Annotated in this window: 16 protein-coding genes, 1 pseudogene and 1 riboswitch; of the genes and pseudogenes, 8 read left to right on the top strand and 9 right to left on the bottom strand. The window is 72.5% G+C overall.

Annotated features, from left to right (window positions below):
- Nucleotides 1-82: 82 nt before the first annotated feature.
- On the top strand, nucleotides 83-1,186 hold the full coding sequence (locus tag ABD733_RS06030; protein WP_344794107.1) for a winged helix DNA-binding domain-containing protein: 1,104 nt from the start codon (nucleotides 83-85) through the stop codon (nucleotides 1,184-1,186).
- 40 nt (nucleotides 1,187-1,226) lie between these two features.
- On the opposite strand, the gene ABD733_RS06025 is transcribed toward ABD733_RS06030, so the two are convergent.
- Nucleotides 1,227-3,398, bottom strand: a complete 2,172-nt coding sequence (locus ABD733_RS06025; RefSeq protein ID WP_344794106.1) for an MMPL family transporter — start codon at nucleotides 3,396-3,398, stop codon at nucleotides 1,227-1,229.
- Nucleotides 3,399-3,481: 83 nt separating this feature from the next.
- On the opposite strand from ABD733_RS06025, the gene ABD733_RS06020 reads away from it, so the two are divergent.
- Nucleotides 3,482-4,042 carry a MarR family transcriptional regulator gene (locus ABD733_RS06020; RefSeq protein WP_344794105.1) on the top strand — a complete coding sequence of 187 codons (561 nt, stop codon included), beginning with the start codon at nucleotides 3,482-3,484 and terminating at the stop codon, nucleotides 4,040-4,042.
- Nucleotides 4,039-5,406, top strand: coding sequence for an L-serine ammonia-lyase (locus ABD733_RS06015; RefSeq protein WP_344794104.1), 1,368 nt, complete (start codon nucleotides 4,039-4,041; stop codon nucleotides 5,404-5,406). Before ABD733_RS06020 ends, ABD733_RS06015 begins: the two co-directional genes overlap by 4 nt.
- A 54-nt stretch (nucleotides 5,407-5,460) precedes the next feature.
- Here ABD733_RS06015 and ABD733_RS06010 read toward each other — a convergent pair whose 3' ends face one another.
- Nucleotides 5,461-6,330 (bottom strand): aminotransferase class IV, encoded by an 870-nt coding sequence (locus ABD733_RS06010; protein ID WP_344794103.1) that lies wholly within the window; start codon nucleotides 6,328-6,330, stop codon nucleotides 5,461-5,463.
- 22 nt (nucleotides 6,331-6,352) lie between these two features.
- On the opposite strand from ABD733_RS06010, the gene ABD733_RS06005 reads away from it, so the two are divergent.
- From ABD733_RS06005 to ribH, 4 genes and pseudogenes are all read left to right on the top strand, one after another.
- Nucleotides 6,353-7,015 carry a pentapeptide repeat-containing protein gene (locus ABD733_RS06005; RefSeq protein WP_344794102.1) on the top strand — a complete coding sequence of 221 codons (663 nt, stop codon included), beginning with the start codon at nucleotides 6,353-6,355 and terminating at the stop codon, nucleotides 7,013-7,015.
- 55 nt (nucleotides 7,016-7,070) lie between these two features.
- Nucleotides 7,071-7,216: riboswitch (FMN riboswitch) on the top strand.
- A 138-nt stretch (nucleotides 7,217-7,354) separates the two neighbouring features.
- Entirely contained in the window at nucleotides 7,355-8,011 is a 657-nt protein-coding gene (locus ABD733_RS06000) for a riboflavin synthase (protein WP_344794101.1), read from the top strand.
- Nucleotides 8,012-8,016: 5 nt separating this feature from the next.
- A pseudogene (gene ribB / locus ABD733_RS05995) lies at nucleotides 8,017-8,667 on the top strand (3,4-dihydroxy-2-butanone-4-phosphate synthase); the annotation flags it as partial.
- 11 nt (nucleotides 8,668-8,678) lie between these two features.
- Complete coding sequence (ribH, locus tag ABD733_RS05990; protein ID WP_344794100.1) at nucleotides 8,679-9,167, top strand: 6,7-dimethyl-8-ribityllumazine synthase; 489 nt, start codon at nucleotides 8,679-8,681, stop codon at nucleotides 9,165-9,167.
- 96 nt (nucleotides 9,168-9,263) lie between these two features.
- Here ribH and ABD733_RS05985 read toward each other — a convergent pair whose 3' ends face one another.
- The 3 genes from ABD733_RS05985 to ABD733_RS05975 form a co-directional block, all read right to left on the bottom strand.
- Entirely contained in the window at nucleotides 9,264-10,046 is a 783-nt protein-coding gene (locus ABD733_RS05985; protein WP_344794099.1) for a dienelactone hydrolase family protein, read from the bottom strand.
- A gap of 39 nt (nucleotides 10,047-10,085) precedes the next feature.
- Entirely contained in the window at nucleotides 10,086-10,685 is a 600-nt protein-coding gene (locus tag ABD733_RS05980; protein ID WP_344794098.1) for a TetR/AcrR family transcriptional regulator, read from the bottom strand.
- Between the two features lie 74 nt (nucleotides 10,686-10,759).
- Complete coding sequence (locus ABD733_RS05975) at nucleotides 10,760-11,200, bottom strand: GNAT family N-acetyltransferase (protein ID WP_344794097.1); 441 nt, start codon at nucleotides 11,198-11,200, stop codon at nucleotides 10,760-10,762.
- A 177-nt stretch (nucleotides 11,201-11,377) separates the two neighbouring features.
- Here ABD733_RS05975 and ABD733_RS05970 point away from each other — a divergent pair, with 177 nt between their 5' ends.
- The gene (locus ABD733_RS05970; RefSeq protein ID WP_344794096.1) at nucleotides 11,378-12,307 is read left to right on the top strand and encodes a carbohydrate kinase family protein; all 930 of its coding nucleotides are present in this window, start codon (nucleotides 11,378-11,380) and stop codon (nucleotides 12,305-12,307) included.
- On the opposite strand, the gene ABD733_RS05965 is transcribed toward ABD733_RS05970, so the two are convergent.
- From ABD733_RS05965 to ABD733_RS05950, 4 genes are all read right to left on the bottom strand, one after another.
- A complete protein-coding gene (locus tag ABD733_RS05965) occupies nucleotides 12,304-13,731 on the bottom strand; it encodes a serine hydrolase domain-containing protein (protein WP_344794095.1) in 1,428 nt (475 codons plus the stop codon). The genes ABD733_RS05970 and ABD733_RS05965 overlap by 4 nt on opposite strands.
- Nucleotides 13,728-15,119, bottom strand: a complete 1,392-nt coding sequence (locus ABD733_RS05960; protein WP_344794094.1) for a cryptochrome/photolyase family protein — start codon at nucleotides 15,117-15,119, stop codon at nucleotides 13,728-13,730. Before ABD733_RS05960 ends, ABD733_RS05965 begins: the two co-directional genes overlap by 4 nt.
- Nucleotides 15,120-15,731 (bottom strand): MarR family winged helix-turn-helix transcriptional regulator, encoded by a 612-nt coding sequence (locus ABD733_RS05955; RefSeq protein WP_344794093.1) that lies wholly within the window; start codon nucleotides 15,729-15,731, stop codon nucleotides 15,120-15,122. It lies immediately after the preceding gene.
- A 393-nt stretch (nucleotides 15,732-16,124) separates the two neighbouring features.
- Nucleotides 16,125-16,856, bottom strand: coding sequence for a winged helix-turn-helix domain-containing protein (locus tag ABD733_RS05950; protein ID WP_344794092.1), 732 nt, complete (start codon nucleotides 16,854-16,856; stop codon nucleotides 16,125-16,127).
- Nucleotides 16,857-16,906: the final 50 nt, after the last annotated feature.

The following is a 16,906-nucleotide window of genomic DNA, read 5'->3' as shown; positions in this document are numbered from 1 at the left end:
CGTGGGGTCAGGGTAGGCGACAGGGGTCACTCCAGTCACGCGTTCGGGGGTGAACATCCCGTTCCCGTGACACAGTGTCGGCATGGAGCCGGCCGAGATCGCGCGTCGACGCCTCGCCGCCCAGGGTGTCGCGGGGCCCGCCGAGCCGTCGGTCGCGGGGGCCGCCCACCGGCTGCTGGCCACGCAGGCGCAGGATCTCCACGGGGCGGAGTGGGCGCTCGCGCTGCGGTCGACCGGCCTCCGGAGCGACGTCGACGAGGCTCTGGCGAGCGGCACGGTCGTCCGGACCTGGCCGATGCGCGGCACCCTGCTGATCGTCGCCCGTCACGACGCACGCTGGCTGACCGAGCTCGCCGCCCCGCGCTCCTTCGCCGCGAGCGCGAGCATCTGGCGGAGGGCCGGTCTCGTCGAGGGCGACTTCGTCACCGCGGCCTCCGTGGCGAGAGACGTCCTCGCGGGCGGCCGAGCGCTGCCCAGGGCCGCTCTGCTCCGGGCCTTCGACGAGGCCGGGCTCGAGACCTCGGGCGGCCGCGGGTCGCACCTGATCCGCAGGATCGCGGGGGAGGCCGTGATCGTCCTCGGTCCGGCCCACGGAACCGAGCAGACCCTCGTGCTCTTCGACGAGTGGCTGCCCGACGCCGAGCGCCTCGACCGCGACGAGGCGCTGGCCCGACTGGCCGACCGCTATCTTTCGGGCCACGGACCGGCGACGGTCCACGACCTCGCCTGGTGGGGCGGACTCACGGTGACCGAGGCGAAGCGCGCCGTGGCACTCGCGGGCGACGCCGTCGAGCGGCACGACGACGGGCTCCTCGTCAGCGCGCGTAGCGCCGGAGCCGGCGCCCTCGGTGCCGACAGGGCCGGCGGCCCGGACGTGCGCCTCCTGCCGCCCTTCGACGAACTGCTGCTCGGGTACCGCGACCGCTCGGCGACTCTCGCCGCGGCCGACTTCGCGCGGGTCGTGCCGCACTCGAACGGGCTCTTCAGCGCGGTCCTGACCGTCGACGGCGTCGTCGTCGGGGTGTGGCGGCGGTCGCTCGTCGGCTCGGCCACGTCGGCGGACGCCTCGGTCGAGGTCGAGGTGGAGCCGTTCGCACCGCTGCCGGGGGCGGTTGCCTCCGCCGTCGAGCGTCGGGCGGCCGAGTACGCGCGGCACCTCGGGCGGCGGCTGATCCTGCGCCTCTGACGGCTCCTCGCTTCCTCTGGGACGCCGCGCCTCCGGCGGGCTACCGCGCGGTCGCCACGTGCTCGGAGCGCCGCACGCGCGTCGGCCACCAGAACCGGTCGCCGGTCAGGAACACCAGGGCGGGCACGAGCACCGTCCGCACGACGAGCGTGTCGAGCAGCACGCCGATGCAGACGATCACGCCGATCTGGGTCAGGGCGACCACCGGCAGCACCCCCAGGACCGCGAACACCGCGGCCAGCAGGATGCCCGCGCTCGTGATCACGGCGCCGGTCGAGGCGAGCGCTCGGATCATGCCCTCGCGGGTGCCGTGGCGGTCGCGCTCCTCCCGCGCCCTCGTCGTCAGGAAGATGTTGTAGTCGACGCCGAGCGCCACCAGGAACAGGAACGCGAACAGGGTCACGTTCGAGTCGAGGGCCGGGAAGCCGAGCAGATGCGTGAACAGGAACGTCGACGCCCCGAGACTCGCGAAGAAGGTCGCCAGCACGCTCGCGATGAGCAGGACCGGGGCGACCAGCGAGCGCAGGAGGACGGCCAGCACGGCGAACACGATGGCGAGGATGATCGGGATGACGAGGTCCTGGTCGTGCTTCGCGGCGTTCTGCGTGTCGAGGGCGGTCGCGTCGGTCCCGCCGACCAGGGTCGTGGCGACGGTGCCGCCGGCGTCCGAGTAGGCGCTCCGGAGCCGGTCGATCGACGCGAAGGCCGCGTCGCTCTCGGGCTCGGCGCTGAGCGAGACGGCGATGCTCGTCCGGCCCGCGTGGGTCTCGCCCGCGGTCGCCGACTCGACGCCCTTCGTCGCCTTCGCGATGTCGACGGCGCGGCCGGCGGCGGAGGTCGGCGCGAGCACCGTGGTCTGGCTGGTGAGCCCGGCCGAGAACGAGCGGTCGATGACCTTCTGGGCGGTGACGCTCGCCGGATCGCCGAGGAGCTGCGCCGTCTGCGACAGGCCGACCGCGTACCCGGAGAGCCCGAGGCTCAGGATCGCCAGCCCCGCGACGGCCGCGACCGAGACGGCGACGGGTCGGCGGGCCACGCGGCGGCCGAGCCCTGCCCAGAAGCCGCGCGCCTCGGCCTCGGTGAGGCTGGTGTCGCCGGTGTCGCCGGTGTCGCCGGTGTCGCTGGTGTCTCCGGTGTCTCCGGCCTCGGAACTCGCACCGGCACCGCCCTCAGCACCGACCGACGCCGCCCGCCGCGGCACGAACGGCCAGAACAGCCCGCGGCCGCAGACCACCAGCGCAGCCGGCAGGGCCACGAGGGCGAACAGGATCGCGATCACGACGCCGACCGCGCAGGCGAAGCCGAGCGCGCGGTTGTTCGACAGCGACGCGGCGAGCAGCGTGATGAGACTCAGTGCGACCGTCCCGCCGCTCGCGGCGATCGCCGGCCCCGCGCTCGAGTACGCGGTGCGCATGGCGCGGAAGCGGTCGTCGGTGCGCGTGAGCTCCTCGCGGTACCGGGCGACGAGGAGCAGGGCGTAGTTCGTCCCGGCGCCGAAGACGAGCACCGAGAGGATGCCCGAGATCGACGCGTCCACGGTGAGCCCGAACGGCTCGGCCAGCGCCTTGACGACGACGCCCGCCAGACCGTCGGCCGCACCGACCACGGCGAGCGGGACGATCCAGAGCACCGGGCTCCGGTAGGTCACGATCAGCAGCACGGCGACCACGAGGACGGTCACGAGCAGCAGGCGGAAGTCGGCGCCCGCGAAGGAGTTCGCGATGTCGTCCTGGAATCCGACCGGGCCGGTGAGCTGCGCGGTGAGGCCGTCGGGCAGACCGCTGGAGGCGGCCGACCGGAGCGACGTCGCCGCCTTCGCGACGTCGTCCTGCACGGTCCGGCTCGACAGGGGGACGGCCAGGATCGCGGCGGTGCCGTCGTCGCTGAACTGCGGGCGCACCGCCTGCGGCACGGTCGAGAGGTCGGCGAGATCGGCGGCGCGCGAGGCGACGGCCTGCTTGTCGGCGTCGGTCAGGGCCCTGTCGCCGCGGTCGAAGACGACGATGCCGACGGTCGTGTCCGCCGACGGGAAGCTCTTCAGCAGCTTCGTCACCCTCGCAGACTCCGCCGACGAGGGCAGGCCCGACGCGGGGAAGGAGTCGCTCTTGCCGGCGGGCAGCAGGGCGAACAGGAGGGCCACGGCGAGAGCCGTCAGGGCCAGGACGAGCCAGGACGACCTGCGCGAGCGGAAGGCGGCGGAGAGGGTGCGCATCATGATTCCTTAGCGAATAGATCTCTTAGTCACTGAGAGTTGTACTCTGCCCGAGTAGATTCTGCAAGTGAGGAGGAACCCCGATGACCCCTGATCCCACGACGAGCGACGACGCGAGGCGCCAGCTCCGCGCCGACATCGTCACCCGCCTGCAGGTGCTCACGACGCAGTCGCGGCACGTCGCCCAGGCCTTCTCGCAGCAGGAGCGCCTCGCGCACTCCGACCTCGACGCTCTGCTGTTCGTCATGCACGAGGAGGCGGCAGGGTCCCCCGCGACGCCCGGCGGCATCGCCGACGCCCTCGGCCTGACCTCCGGCGCGGCGACCGGCGTCATCGACCGCCTCACCCGCGCCGGGCACGTCGAGCGTCGGCGCGACGAGCGCGACCGCAGGATCGTGCGGGTGCACTACAGCGAGCACGCTCAGCAGATCGCGCGCGGGTTCTTCGCGCCGCTCGGCCGCCTCACCGACGCGGTGATGTCGGGCTACACCGACGTCGAGCTCGACGTCGTCGTGCGGTTCCTCGGGCAGATGGGCGGTGCGATGGAGCAGTACGCGAAGGGCGCGGGTGCCGGCCCGGCGCAGGCCACGGCGCAGCCCACCGGCCCGGCGCCGGCGCAGCCGGAGCGTACCCTCGACGGATGAGCTCCACGCAGTACGTCTCCGCCCTCGACCTGTTCTCGGTGGGGATCGGGCCCTCGTCGTCGCACACGGTGGGCCCGATGCGGGCGGCGAGGTCCTTTGCCGACGAGGCGCTCCGATCCTGCGCCGCGACCGGCATCGCCCGGGTCGGCATCACCCTGTTCGGCTCGCTGGCGGCCACCGGTCTCGGCCACGGGACGCCCGACGCCGTCGTGGCCGGACTCGAGGGGCACGATCCCGAGACGTGCGATCCGGCCGTGGTCCGCGGCCTCCTCAGGCGGGTGGAGGAGGCCGGCGTCGTCCGGCTGTCGGGCCAGGTCGAGGTCCCCTTCGCCGCGGGCGACCTGGTCCTCGCCCCGCTGACCCGGCTGCCGCAGCACCCGAACGCTCTCGCCTTCGAGCTCTTCGACCGGGCTGGAGAGAGTCTCGCGCGCGAGGTCTTCTTCTCGGTGGGCGGCGGCTTCGTGGTGCGCGAGGGCGAGCAGGATCGCGCCCTGCCGCAGCAGGAGGCGCCCCTCGGCTTCGACACCGCCCTCGACCTCCTCGCCGTGTGCGAGCGGCTCGACCTCAGCATCGCCGACGTCGCGTGGCAGAACGAGTGCGCCCTGAACGGCCAGGACGCCGTCGAGCGCGGGCTCGAGGAGCGCTGGTCGGCGATGGAGGGGTGTATCGAGGCCGGGCTCCGGGGCACGGGGCTCCTGCCGGGCTGGATGAAGGTGCCTCGCAGGGCGCGCGCGGTCGCCGCTCGCCTGTCGGCCGAGCCCGACGCCCCCGATGCGGCGCCGCAGTGGCTCCAGGCGTTCGCGCTCGCCGTCAACGAGGAGAACGCCGGGGGAGGGCGGGTCGTGACGGCGCCGACCAACGGGGCGGCCGGCATCATTCCCGCCGTCGGGCTCTACGCGCAGCGGTTCCTCGGGGTGCCGCGGTCGGCCATCGTCCGGGAGTACCTGCTCACGGCCGCGGCCGTCGGGTCGCTCTACAAGCGCAACGCCTCGATCTCGGGGGCCGAGGCGGGCTGCCAGGGCGAGGTCGGCACCGCGGCCTCGATGGCGGCGGCCGGTCTGACCGCCGTTCGCGGAGGCACGCCCCGGCAGGTGGAGAACGCTGCCGAGATCGCGATGGAGCACCACCTCGGCCTCACCTGCGACCCCGTCGGCGGCTTCGTCCAGGTGCCGTGCATCGAGCGCAACGCCATCGCCGCCGGCACCGCCGTCTCGGCCATGCGCCTGGCGCTCCTCGGCGACGGTGCGCACTTCGTCAGCCTCGACACGGTGATCGAGACCATGCGGCAGACGGGCCGCGACATGTCGTCGAACTACAAGGAGACGAGCGCAGCGGGCCTCGCCGTCAACGTCATCGAGTGCTGACGGGAGGGCCGCCTCGCCGCTCCTGTCGGCCCTCGCCGGACCGCGCTCTCGGGCTCAGCGCGCGAGCAGCCGCTTCAGAGTCTCCGACGTTGACGCCGGGTCGCCCGACAGCTCGACCCCGTCGAGGCTGACCACCGGGGCGATCTGCCGCCCGCTCGACGCGAGCCAGACGGCCGACGCGCGGCGGAGCTCCTCGACCGTGAAGGCGCGGTACTCCACCGCTGCACCGCGCGCCTCGGCGTCGGCGAAGAAGGCCGCCTGCGTCGTCCCTTCGAGCACGCCGAGCGACGGCGGCGTGGTCACGTAGACGCCGTCGAGGAGGGCGATGACGGTGGAGTTCGGCCCCTCGAGCACGATGCCGTCCGACGAGACGAAGACGACGTCGTCGGCGCCGCGCCGGGCCGCCTCGCGGAGAGCCGCCTTGTTGACCGCGTACGAGAGCGTCTTCGCCCCCTGCAGGAGCCACGGCGACGTGACGGCGACGTCGCTCCGGTAGCCGCGGTCGAGGGTCACCACAGCGATGCCGGCGCGGTCGCCGGAGTAGTCGCCGGAGTCGAACACGTGCACCCACCCGGTCGGCGCACTGCCGCCCTCGAGGCCGCGCGTGAGCACGAGCTTCACCAGCAGCTCCGACTCGAGCGCCTCCGATCCTGCGATCTCGATCCCGCGCAGGATCGCCGAGCGCCAGACGTCGACGTCGGGCCGCGGCAGGTCGAGCAGCTCGGCCGACCGCACGAGCCTCGCGAGGTGCGCCTCGAGCGCCTGCGGACGGCCGCCGACCACGCCGATGCTCTCGAAGACGCCGTCGCCGCGGGTCACGCCCAGGTCGAGGACGCCGACCTGGGGGAGGGCAGGATCGCGCTCCTCGACGGCGGTCACGGACGAGCCGTCGTGGACGAGCATCAGCAGGACGGGGAGGGTCATGGATCGACGGTACCGTTCTGGCATGGCGAAACCGAAGAAGGGTCTCGAAGCGCCGCGCGTCGACGAGCCCGACCCCCAGGACCTGACCGAGATCGCCGCGGAGGAGCTCGGCTCGCGCGAGTCGCACGACGCCCGGCACGTCGCCTCCGCCGATCTCAGCGAGTACGACCTCGAGGGGTCGACCTTCTCGGAGTGCCTCCTCGAGGGGCTGACCCTCGGATCGACGAGGCTCCGGGGCAGCCGCTTCATCGAGTCGGTCGTCACCGACTCCTTCGCGCCCGAGCTGTCGGCCGCGCGGACCACCTGGCGGACGATCAGAATCGACCGACCGCGCTGGGGGTCGGCGGAGCTCTTCGACGCCTCGCTCGAGTCGGTCAGGATCTCCGGCGGCAAGATCGACTTCCTGAACCTCCGCGGCTCGGTCCTGACCGACGTGGTGATCGAGGGCTGCTCCATCGGCGAGCTCGACCTCGGGCAGGTCCGGGCCACTCGCGTCGCTCTCGTCGACTGCCGGATCGGCACCCTCGACGTCTCGGGGGCGTCGCTCTCCTCCGTCGACCTCCGCTCGTCGACGTTCGACCGGATCGACGGACTCGACGGCCTCCGCGGCGCGATCATCGACGACTCGCAGCTGAGCCTCCTCGCCGAGCTCTTCGCGGCGCAGCTCGGCGTGATCGTCGAGTGAGGCCCGCCGTCACCCGGAGTCGCACGCGGGGCGGCGGTGCTAGTTTTGAATCAAGCAACGCGCTCCGGGGTCAGTGAAATTCTGAACCGGCGGTAAAGTCCGCGACCCGTGCGCACGTCGAGATCCTGTCGATGTGTGCGCGGCTGAACTGGTGTGATTCCAGTACCGACGGTGAAAGTCCGGATAGGAGGCAGCGCGTGCCCAGGCGTCCGGTCTGCACCGGTGCGCGTGGGCGGCGGCCGTCGGCCGACCCTTCCCCGGAGTGCGTCTCGAGCAGACCGGAGAACGACATGGCAAGCCGACCCACCCGTGTGGCCGTCACCCTGGCGGTGCGCTGACGTGTTCACAGGCATCATCGAAGAACTCGGCCGCGTCGAGCGCATCGACGACAACGGCGACTCCGTGCGGCTGAGCGTCCGCGGTCCGCTGGCCGTCGAGGGCGTGCACCACGGCGACTCCATCTCGGTCAGCGGGGTGTGCCTCACCGTCGTCGACAGCACCGAGTCGTCGTTCACGGCCGACGTCATGAAGCAGACGCTGACGATGTCCACCATCGGGTCGCTCGTCGCAGGATCCCCCGTCAACCTCGAGCGCGCAGCGCGCGTCGGCGACCGGCTCGGCGGCCACATCGTCCAGGGCCACGTCGACGGCACGGCGACACTGCTCGAGGTCCACCCGGGCGACGCCTGGCGCCGACTCCGCTTCAGTCTGCCCGACGACCTGGCGCCGCTCCTCGTCGACAAGGGCTCGGTCACGCTCGAGGGCGTGAGCCTCACGGTCAGCGACATCAGCGAGGCCGGCGCCGCCGACGGCTGGTTCGAGGTCTCGCTCATCCCCGAGACCCTCGCCGCGACCACGCTCGGCGTCCTCCAGGTCGGCGACCGGGTCAACGTCGAGACGGACGTCATCGCTCGACACGTTCGCAGGATGCTCCGGATCGACGAGGCCGCGACCGCGGCTCTCGACGCCTCGCCCGTCGCCACGGTCGACCTGTGACCGGCGTGCCCGCCGGTCCCGCCGCTCACGAGACCGTCGACTCGGCCCTCGAGCACCTCCGCCTCGGCCGGCCCGTCATCGTCGCCGACGACGAGTCCCGCGAGAACGAGGGCGACATCGTCCTCTCGGCCGAGCTCGCGAGCACCGAGTGGCTCGCCTGGACGGTGCGGCACTCCTCCGGCTTCGTCTGCGCCCCGATGACAGCCGAGATCGCCGACCGCCTCGACCTCCCGCCCATGGTGGAGCACAACGAGGACGCCCGCGGCACCGCCTACACCGTGAGCGTCGACGCGGCGGCGGGGGTCACGACGGGCATCAGCGCCCACGATCGCGCGCGGACGCTGCGGGTGCTGGCCGATCCTGCGTCCGAGCGCGCCGATCTGCACCGACCCGGGCACATCCTGCCGCTGCGGGCCCTGCCGGGCGGCGTCCGCGTGCGTGCCGGCCACACCGAGGCGGCCGTCGACCTCATGGTGGCCGCCGGTCTCCGTCCCGTCGGGGTCATCAGCGAGATCGTCGCCGACGACGGGGACATGATGCGCCTGCCCGCCCTCCGCGAGTTCGGCGCCCGCGAGGGCGTGCCCGTCGTCACCATCGCGCAGCTGATCGAGTGGCTCGACCAGTCGTCTGATCACCCCGTCACCCCCGCAGCAGAAGGAGCAACCGCATGAGCGGCGAAGGAGCACCCACCAGCGAGCCCGTCGACGGCACCGGCGTCCGCGTCACCGTCGTCGCCGGCACCTGGCACACCGAGATCGCGGAGGGCCTCCTGGCCGGAGCGCTGCGGAGCCTCGAGGCGATGAACGCCACCGCCACCGTCGTCCGGGTGCCCGGCAGCTTCGAGCTGCCCGTCGTCGCCAAGGCGGCGCTCGACGCCGGTGCCGACGCGGTGGTGGCCCTCGGGGTCATCATCCGCGGGGGCACCCCGCACTTCGACTTCGTCTCGGACGCCGCGACCTCCGGTCTCACCCGCGTCGCACTCGACACCGGCAAGCCTGTCGGCTTCGGCGTGCTGACGCTCGACGACGAACAGCAGGGCCTCGACCGGGCGGGGCTCCCAGGATCGAAAGAGGACAAGGGCGACGAGGCGGCCTCGGCGGCCGTCCGCACGGTGATCACCCTGCGGCAGCTCGCCGCCGGGGCGCCGGGCGCGTAGCCGGGCCCGTCGGCGGGTCGCGTCGGCAGCGGCACCAGTCCGCGGCGCGGTGCCGCTGCCGTCCTGCGGCGCCGACCGCCGACGCCGGCGGCCGTGCTACTCGCCCAGGACCTCGTCGAAGAAGTCGCGCATCGCGACCCACGAGCGGCGGTTGGCCGTCTCCTGGAAGGCGGCTCCGTGCTCGGGCGAGTTCGTGCCCGGCACCGCGAACGCGTGCAGCGCACCCGAGTAGCTGACGACCTGCCAGTCGTCGGCGCCGGCCGCGCGGAGCTCGTCCTCGAAGCCGAGGACCGACTCGGGCGGCACGACGGGGTCGTCGGCTCCGGTCAGCACGAGCACGGGCGCCGTGATGCTGCCGGGCTCCGCGGGAGCCTGCGTCTCGAGCCGGCCGTGGAACGCGACGGCACCGGCGATCTCGGCACCGGTGCGGGCGATCTCGAGCGCGGCGGACCCGCCGAAGCAGTAGCCCATCACGGCGATCCGCGACGGGTCGACGTCGGGGTCGGCCTTCAGCTTCTCGAGGTTCGCCAGCGCGCGGGCGCGGAACAGCTCGACGTCGCCGTAGAACCTCCCGGCGAGCTCGCCGGCCTCGCCGCCGTCGGCAGGCTGCGAGTCGGCGCCGTAGATGTCGCCGGCGAAGGCGACGTAGCCGAGGCGCGCGAGCATCTCGGCCCGCACCTTGACGTGGTCGACCATGCCGAACCAGTCGTGCAGGACGAGGACGCCGGGTCGCTTGCCGGACACGTCGGCGGGCCGGGCCAGGTAGCCCTCGAGGGGCGTCCCGTCGCTGTCGAAGCGGACGGTCTCGGTCGTGACGGGGGCCTCGGGCACGGAGGCCAGGAGGTCGGTGAGTTCTGGGGAGAGGGAGTCGGTAGTCATCGCTGCCGACGCTACTCCGGGCGGCGCACCGACTGGCTGTCAGGTCGCCGCGAGGTCGCCCTCGGGCCGGGGCAGCGGGCCGGTGGCGAGGAGACGCTGGACGGCCTCCCCGACGACGAGGGCCCGGCGCGCGGTGTCCTCGAGGTGCACGTTCGTCGTCACGGGCGTCACGAACCACGACAGGACGAGCCCGAAGGTCATCGTGAGCACCTCTTCGCTCCGCCAGTCCGACGAGATGATCCCGGTGGCCTGGGCGTCCCTCACCCCCTGGCGCCGGGCCTCGAGCTCGGCGTGATCCACGGCGCCGGGGCTCGCGAGGGTCACGCCCTCGATCTGCCCCCAGAGGAGGAGCCGCGCGTCGTCCACGTGCTCGGAGAAGTGCAGGTAGAGCCTCGAGGCCCAGCTGCTGAGGTCGCGGGCGTCGAACGGGACGGCTGCCACCCAGCGGTCGACGCTCGCGCCGAGGGCTGCGTCGAAGAGGTCGCGCTTGGTCGCGAAGTGCGCGTAGAGGCGCTCCTTGCTCGCCTCGGCCGAGCGGGCGATGGTGTCGACGCGCGCTCCGGCGAGGCCGCGCTCGGCGAACTCGGTGTGGGCGGCGAGCAGGATCCGTTCGCGTGGTGGGGTCTCACGGCGTGCCATTCTGCGAGTGTATGGCGCGGCCGAGCGCAAGGACCGGATTCCAGACGAAAGAGTTCGTTCGGTGTCTCGGGCGGTCAGTCGGCCGGGCGCGTCATGGGGATGTGCAGGATGTCGTCCTCGACGAATTCGGCGCCCGAACGCACGAATCCGAAGCGCCCGTACCACGGCTCGAGCCGCGCCTGGGCGTCGAGGCGGATGGTGCGCCCCTCGCTCCGGTCGACGGCCTGCCGCATGAGGCGTGCGGCGTGGCCGTGCCCGCGGGCGCTGAGCGCGGTGGCGACCCGGCCGATCCTGCGATCGTCGCCGTCGTGGAGGAGGCGCACCGTCGCGAGGACCTCGCCGTCGTCGTCCTGCGTCCAGAACTGCAGGGTGTGCTCCTCGATGTCCCGGCCGTCGAGCTCGGCGTAGGCGGCGCGCTGCTCGACGACGAAGACGTCGACGCGGAGGCGCAGGATCCGGTACAGGACCACCGGGTCGAGCGCGGATGTGAGCGAGACGTGGTGCGTGGCGGTCATCCTGCGAGGGTACCGGCCGCCGTGGACTCACCCGCCCGGGTGAGGCCGCCAGAGCCGGGGTGAACAAACCGGCTGCGCGGATGGTTTTCGCTTCTCGGTGCCTGTCCGGGCCGGTCGGGGTGGTGCTCTTGAGTGCGGCTCCGGCCGATCCTGCCCGAAATCCGACCCCTCCACCCGATGCCCCGAACCTCACCTGCCCTGGTCAGCCTCCCGAAGGCCACCACCACCTCGCGCGTCCTCGTCGTCGGCGACGTCCTCGACGACATCATCGTCGCGCCCTCGAGGCGGCCCTCCGAGAACACCGACACGGACGCCCGGATCCAACACCGGGCGGGCGGCTCTGCAGCCAACACCGCTGCGTGGCTCGGGACGCTCGGCGTCCGCACCGACTTCGTGGGGCGGGTCGGCGTGACGGACGTCCAGCGGCACACGCAGCTCCTCGTGAACGCCGGCGTCACCCCGCACCTCAGCCACGCGACGAGCGAGCCGACGGGCACCGTGGTCATCACCGTCGACGGCCCCACGCGGACCATGCTCACCGACCGGGGCGCGAGCGCCGGCCTCTCGCTCGACCGGATCACCGACGAGCTCCTCGCGGGCGTCGCGGTGGTGCACCTCACCGGCTACACCGTGCTCGAGTCGCGGAGTCCGGTCGCGTACCGCCGGCTGGTCGGCAGGATCCGGGCCGCGGGCGCCCGGCTGTCGCTCGATCCCGCCTCGGCCGGCTTCATCCGCGAGTACCGACCGGCCGCGTTCCTGGACCTCGTGAGCGGCGCCGACCTGTTCTTCCCGAGTCTCGACGAGGGTCGACTGCTGACGGGGGAGGAGGAGCCGGAGGCCGTCGTCCGGTCGCTGGCGGAGCGCTTCGGCGTGGTGGCCCTGGCCCTGCCCGACGGGTCGTCGGTGGCGGGGCGCGCCTCCGGGCCGCTCACGGTGACCGAGACCGCCGCCTCCCGCTTCGTCGATCCGATCGGCGCGGGGGATGCCTTCGCCGCCGGCTTCCTCTGCGGGTGGCTCCACTCGCCGAGCGTCGCCCTCTCGAGTCGCAAGGCCGTCAAGGTCGCGGCCTTCGCGATGGCCGTGGTCGGCGGGCGCCCCTCGCGCTAGCCGAGCCTCTCGGCCTGCACGCGGAGGGTCTGGATGCGCGGGGGCAGCTCGGGCGTCAGCCGGATCTCGACGCGGAGCCGGCCGGTGCGGCCGGGCAGATGCCACACGAGGTGCGACGGCGCCGTGGACTCGTCGTGCTCGACATCGCGCGCATTGGCAGCGCCCTCCAGCCCGCCGATCGACTCGATGGCCGCTCGCCAGGCCGCACGCCGCTCGGCGAACGGGATGTCGAGGTCGACGTTCTCCGAGACGAGGTCGCTCGGGAGGTCGCCGCCGCGCAGTGCCTTCTCGACCTCGGCGCGTGCTGCGAGCGTCTCGGGCCAGACCGTGGGAGCAGGAGCCGCCTCGAGGTCGTGCAGCAGGCCGTGAAGGGCCGTCGTGACGGGGACCGACACTTGGGCGTAGGTGGCGTTCTCGAACGCGACCATCCCGAGACCCGAGGCCGGGTGCCACCGCATGTGCGCCGAGAAGCCGGGGTAGCCGCCGGAGTGCGAGACGATGTCGCCGAGCTCGGGATCGTGCTCGACGAAGAGCCCGAAGCCGTAGCCCGACGCGTGCGGCCCCGGCCCGGGGACGGACCTCGACAGCTGCTGCGCTTCGCGCCTCGACGCCCGCGACAGGATGCCGTCGAAGTCGCCGGTTGCGCCGGGTGAGTCGTCGAAGGCCGAAGCGAGCCAGCGGGCCCAGCGCGACAGGTCGGTGACGGGGCTGAAGAGGCCGCCGATCGACGAGAAGCCGCCAGGCCCTGAGAAGGGCAGGGGCAGCCACTCGTCGCCCGAGCGCCGGTGGCCGACGGCCACGCGGTCGGATGCTTCGGCGGGCTCCTCGAAGCCCGTGGAGTCGAGCCCCAGCGGACCGAGGATCGTCTCGCGGACGACGTCGCGGTAGGGCCGGCCGGACGCCTCGCTCACGACGCGGCCGAGCAGCGCGTAGCCGAGGTTCGAGTAGGCGAACCGGGTTCCCGGGATGCTGTCGAAGCGCAGGCCCCTCCGGAGGAGCGCGTCGAGCTCGGCGTCGGTGATCGACTCCTGGCGGTCGCCCCAGGGGTCGTCGGTGGGCAGGCCGGCGGACATCGTCAGGAGCATCCGGACCGTCGGCACCGGCGAATCGGTCGTCGGCAGCACGACGTCGGCGAACGCCGGGACGAAGTCGGTCACCGGTGCGTCGAGGGAGAGCGAGCCGGCATCGCGGAGCGCGAGCAGGGCGGTGGCGGTGAAGCTCTTGGTGCACGAGGCGATCCGGTAGACCGTGTCGGCCGTGGGAGCCGTCGACGCCACTTCGCCGGTCGATCCCGTGTGCACGAGCCCGTCGCGGGTGAAGAGGCCGTAGGAGGCGCTCGGAGCGTGGCTGTCGGCGGCCCGAGTCTGGAACAGCGTGTCGACGGAGTGGACGGCGTCGCGGAGAGCCGCGGGGTCGAGTCTCATGCCAGGCCGGCCTTCCGTCGCATCGTGTCGTAGCGGTCGAGCGCTCGGCGCCGGGTCTCTTTCAGGTCGACGATCGGGTCGGGGTAGGCGTCGGTGCCGTACTCCGGCACCCACTGCCTCACGTACTCGCCGTGCTTGTCGAACTTCGACGCCTGCAGCTCCGGGTTGAAGACGCGGAAGAACGGCGCCGCGTCGGCCCCGGAGCCGGCGACCCACTGCCAGTTCGCCGGGTTGTTCGCGTCGTCGGCGTCGACGAGGGTGTCCCAGAACCACTGCTCGCCGAGGCGCCAGTCGATCAGGAGGTTCTTGATCAGGAAACTGGCCACCACCATGCGGACGCGGTTGTGCATGACGCCGGTCTTCCAGAGCTCGCGCATGCCCGCGTCGACGAGGGGCACGCCCGTCCTGCCCTGCTGCCAGGCCTCCAGGACGGCAGGATCGGGCTCGTTCCAGTCGAACTCGTCGAACTCGGGCCGGTAGTTCTGCGTGGCGAGGTCGGGCGTGGAGTAGAGCACGACGTTGTTGAACTCGCGCCAGACGACCTCGCGGAGGAACCCGCCGACCTGACCTTGGGCCGAGGAAGGCACCCTGCCGCGGAGCCGGTGCCAGACCTGGAACGGGCTGATCTCGCCGAACCGGAGGTACGGCGACAGGTGGCTCGTGGTGTCGTCGGCCGGGAAGTCGCGGTCGCCGTAGTCGCCGAGGTCGTCGCGGATGAAGGCCTCGAGGCGCTCGTGCGCTCCGGCCTCGCCCGGCTGCCACCGCTCGCGGAGACCGCCGGCCCAGTCGGGGCGCGTCGGCTCGAAGCCCCAGGAGGCGAGGTCGTCGCTCGGGAGCTCGGCGGCCGCGCCGGACGGGATGGTCTCGGGCGCGGGGAAGGGGTGACGCGGCTCGGGCTGCGCGAGGCAGGCGCGGTAGAACGGCGTGAAGACCTTGAACGGCGTGCCCTGGCCGGTCTGGATGGTCCAGGGCTCGAAGAGCAGGTTGGCCTGGAAGCTGTGCACCTCGATGCCGCTCTCGGTGAGTGCCTTCTTGAGCGCGGCATCGGCGTCGCGGGCGCCCTTGGCGTAGCGGCGGTTCCAGACGACGGCGTCGGCGCCCGATTCGTCGATCAGCGAGGCGATGACCTCGGCGGCGGCCCCCCGGCGCAGGATCAGCCGCGACCCGCGCGACTCGAGGTCGCCGGCGAGCCTGCTGAGGCTCTGATGCAGCCACCACTTCGACGCAGCACCGAGCGGCCGGATGCCGGGCGTCTCCTCGTCGTGGACGAATGCCACCACGACGTCGCCGCCCCGCTCGAGGGCGTGGTGCAGTGCCGGGTTGTCACTCAGGCGGAGGTCGTCGCGGAGCCAGACGAGGGTGGGGCCGATGGGCTTCTCCTCGGCCACTCAGAGACCGGCCGAGACGGTCGGTGTCGCTGGCGCTGTGAGAGGCGAAGTCGCGGTTGCAGTCGCAGTCGCGGGCGCGGTTGCGGGTGCAGGCGCTGTGGGGCCGCCCGGGCTCGGCTCGTCGATCACGGGGCACTCCTCGGCCGCCGGCACGTCGGCGATGGGTGGTCCGAGACGGAGCTTCGTGCAGAGCTCCATCAGCTGCTGGAGCTCGTCGCTCGAGAGGGTGCCGCCGACCCGTCGGGAGATCGCCTCGGCGTGCCCGACGGCGGTGCTGCGGAAGACGTCGTAGCCGAGGGGCGTTAGGGCGACGATGATGCCGCGGGCGTCGCCCGGGTCGCTCAGCTTCTCGACGACGCCCTTGGTCGACAGGCGGTCGACGAGGCGGCTGATGCTCGGCTGCGTGAGGAGGAGGTGGTGCGTCAGCTCTTTGAGGCGGGCGCGGCGCTCGGGCTGATTCGTCAGGTTGAACAGGACGTCGTACTCGTTGAAGGAGATCTGCCCGGTGGGGAACGTCGCCGTGAGCTCGCGCATGATCGTGACCTGGGCACGGAAGAGCGACTCCCACGCGCTGACGGCCAGACTCTTCTGGCTGACGCCTCTCTGGCTCACCGCTCTCTCGACCACTGGTGCTCCTCACCCCGACGACTGGCGTCCAGTCTACGAAGGGCCACCGACAGCCGCCCGCCTGAGGACGGGCACTGTGGAGAACTCGACTGTTAACGGACTGAGGGTCGATCTCAGAGGCTTGAGACCGACCCTCTCCCTTGCACCAAGAGTGTCCTGCAATCACATTCCACTGACGTTGCCACAGCAAACAACTTCAGTGACCTCAATCTATAACGGCTTGGTAACGGCGTCTAGTTACCGAATCGTTATTTGTCTGAGAAGACACCCAGAAGAAACCAGCCGTTCGCTCTGCCGGGGGACGCCCTGTCGGCACGCCGGGGGACCGCATCCCGCCTGCTCGGCACTTCTGGGAGTGTCGAGAAGCAGCGGTCGGGCTCAGAAGACGTCGGGCGACGGCGTCGAGGCCTGCCGGATCGACACGTCGGCGTGACGGTCGAACCGGTACCCGACTCCGCGGACGGTGCGGACGATGTCCTCGAACGCCCCGAGCTTCGACCGCAGCCGCCGCACGTGCACGTCGATGGTGCGCTCGTTCGGCACCTCGTCGTCGCCGGCCGACCAGAGGCTCGAGATCAGCTCGGCGCGGTCGATCGTGCGGCCCTCGCGGAGCACGAGGTACTGCAGCAGCTCGAACTCCTTGTACGTGAGCGGGGCGACGTCGCCGTCGAGCAGGAGGCGCTTGCGCGAGATGTCGACGACGACCCCGCCGCGGGCGCCGGGCTCCTCGTCGACCTCGGTGTGGCGGTGCTTCGCGAGGGCCGCAGGATCCTGCAGCGCGAGCCGGACCACGTCGACGTCGCGCCCGCCCGCGCCTTCCGGGGCGAGAGCCACGGCCGCGTGCGTCTCGGCAGCGGGGGCGAGCTGGGCGGTCAGAGCGCGGAGCTGAGAGACGATGTCGCCGAGGCTGGTGCCCGCCTCGGCGGCCTTGAGCTCGTCGATTCCGACGTAGAGGACGAAGCCGCGGGCCTCGGTGCCGGCCGGGACGGCCTTCAGGCGGGGAGCGGGGGCCGCTTCGGCGGGGGCGACCGCCGTCAGGTGGCGGGCCGGGGCGGCGGCCGTGGTGGTGCTGGTGCTTGCGGTGCTGGTGGTGTCGAGGGCGAGAGACATGGGATGGAGTCCTTTGGGACTGGGGAAGGATCCGTTCGTCCGCCAACCCG

Source organism: Frondihabitans peucedani (assembly GCF_039537585.1).
Classification (GTDB): Bacteria; Actinomycetota; Actinomycetes; order Actinomycetales; family Microbacteriaceae; genus Frondihabitans; species Frondihabitans peucedani.
The sequence above is the reverse complement of the archived record's forward strand: the minus strand, read 5'-3'. Positions and strand labels throughout refer to the sequence as shown.

What these genes read in the sequence shown, in the direction of transcription:
- ABD733_RS06005 (WP_344794102.1), top strand. Translation starts at nt 6,353, where the DNA reads ATGGCGAAACCGAAGAAGGGTCTCGAAGCGCCGCGCGTCGACGAGCCC.
- ABD733_RS05975 (WP_344794097.1), bottom strand. Translation starts at nt 11,200, where the DNA reads ATGACCGCCACGCACCACGTCTCGCTCACATCCGCGCTCGACCCGGTG.
- ABD733_RS06025 (WP_344794106.1), bottom strand. Translation starts at nt 3,398, where the DNA reads ATGCGCACCCTCTCCGCCGCCTTCCGCTCGCGCAGGTCGTCCTGGCTC.
- ABD733_RS05980 (WP_344794098.1), bottom strand. Translation starts at nt 10,685, where the DNA reads ATGGCACGCCGTGAGACCCCACCACGCGAACGGATCCTGCTCGCCGCC.
- ABD733_RS06030 (WP_344794107.1), top strand. Translation starts at nt 83, where the DNA reads ATGGAGCCGGCCGAGATCGCGCGTCGACGCCTCGCCGCCCAGGGTGTC.
- ABD733_RS05985 (WP_344794099.1), bottom strand. Translation starts at nt 10,046, where the DNA reads ATGACTACCGACTCCCTCTCCCCAGAACTCACCGACCTCCTGGCCTCC.
- ABD733_RS06020 (WP_344794105.1), top strand. Translation starts at nt 3,482, where the DNA reads ATGACCCCTGATCCCACGACGAGCGACGACGCGAGGCGCCAGCTCCGC.
- ABD733_RS06015 (WP_344794104.1), top strand. Translation starts at nt 4,039, where the DNA reads ATGAGCTCCACGCAGTACGTCTCCGCCCTCGACCTGTTCTCGGTGGGG.
- ribH (WP_344794100.1), top strand. Translation starts at nt 8,679, where the DNA reads ATGAGCGGCGAAGGAGCACCCACCAGCGAGCCCGTCGACGGCACCGGC.
- ABD733_RS05950 (WP_344794092.1), bottom strand. Translation starts at nt 16,856, where the DNA reads ATGTCTCTCGCCCTCGACACCACCAGCACCGCAAGCACCAGCACCACC.
- ABD733_RS05965 (WP_344794095.1), bottom strand. Translation starts at nt 13,731, where the DNA reads ATGAGACTCGACCCCGCGGCTCTCCGCGACGCCGTCCACTCCGTCGAC.
- ABD733_RS05970 (WP_344794096.1), top strand. Translation starts at nt 11,378, where the DNA reads ATGCCCCGAACCTCACCTGCCCTGGTCAGCCTCCCGAAGGCCACCACC.
- ABD733_RS06010 (WP_344794103.1), bottom strand. Translation starts at nt 6,330, where the DNA reads ATGACCCTCCCCGTCCTGCTGATGCTCGTCCACGACGGCTCGTCCGTG.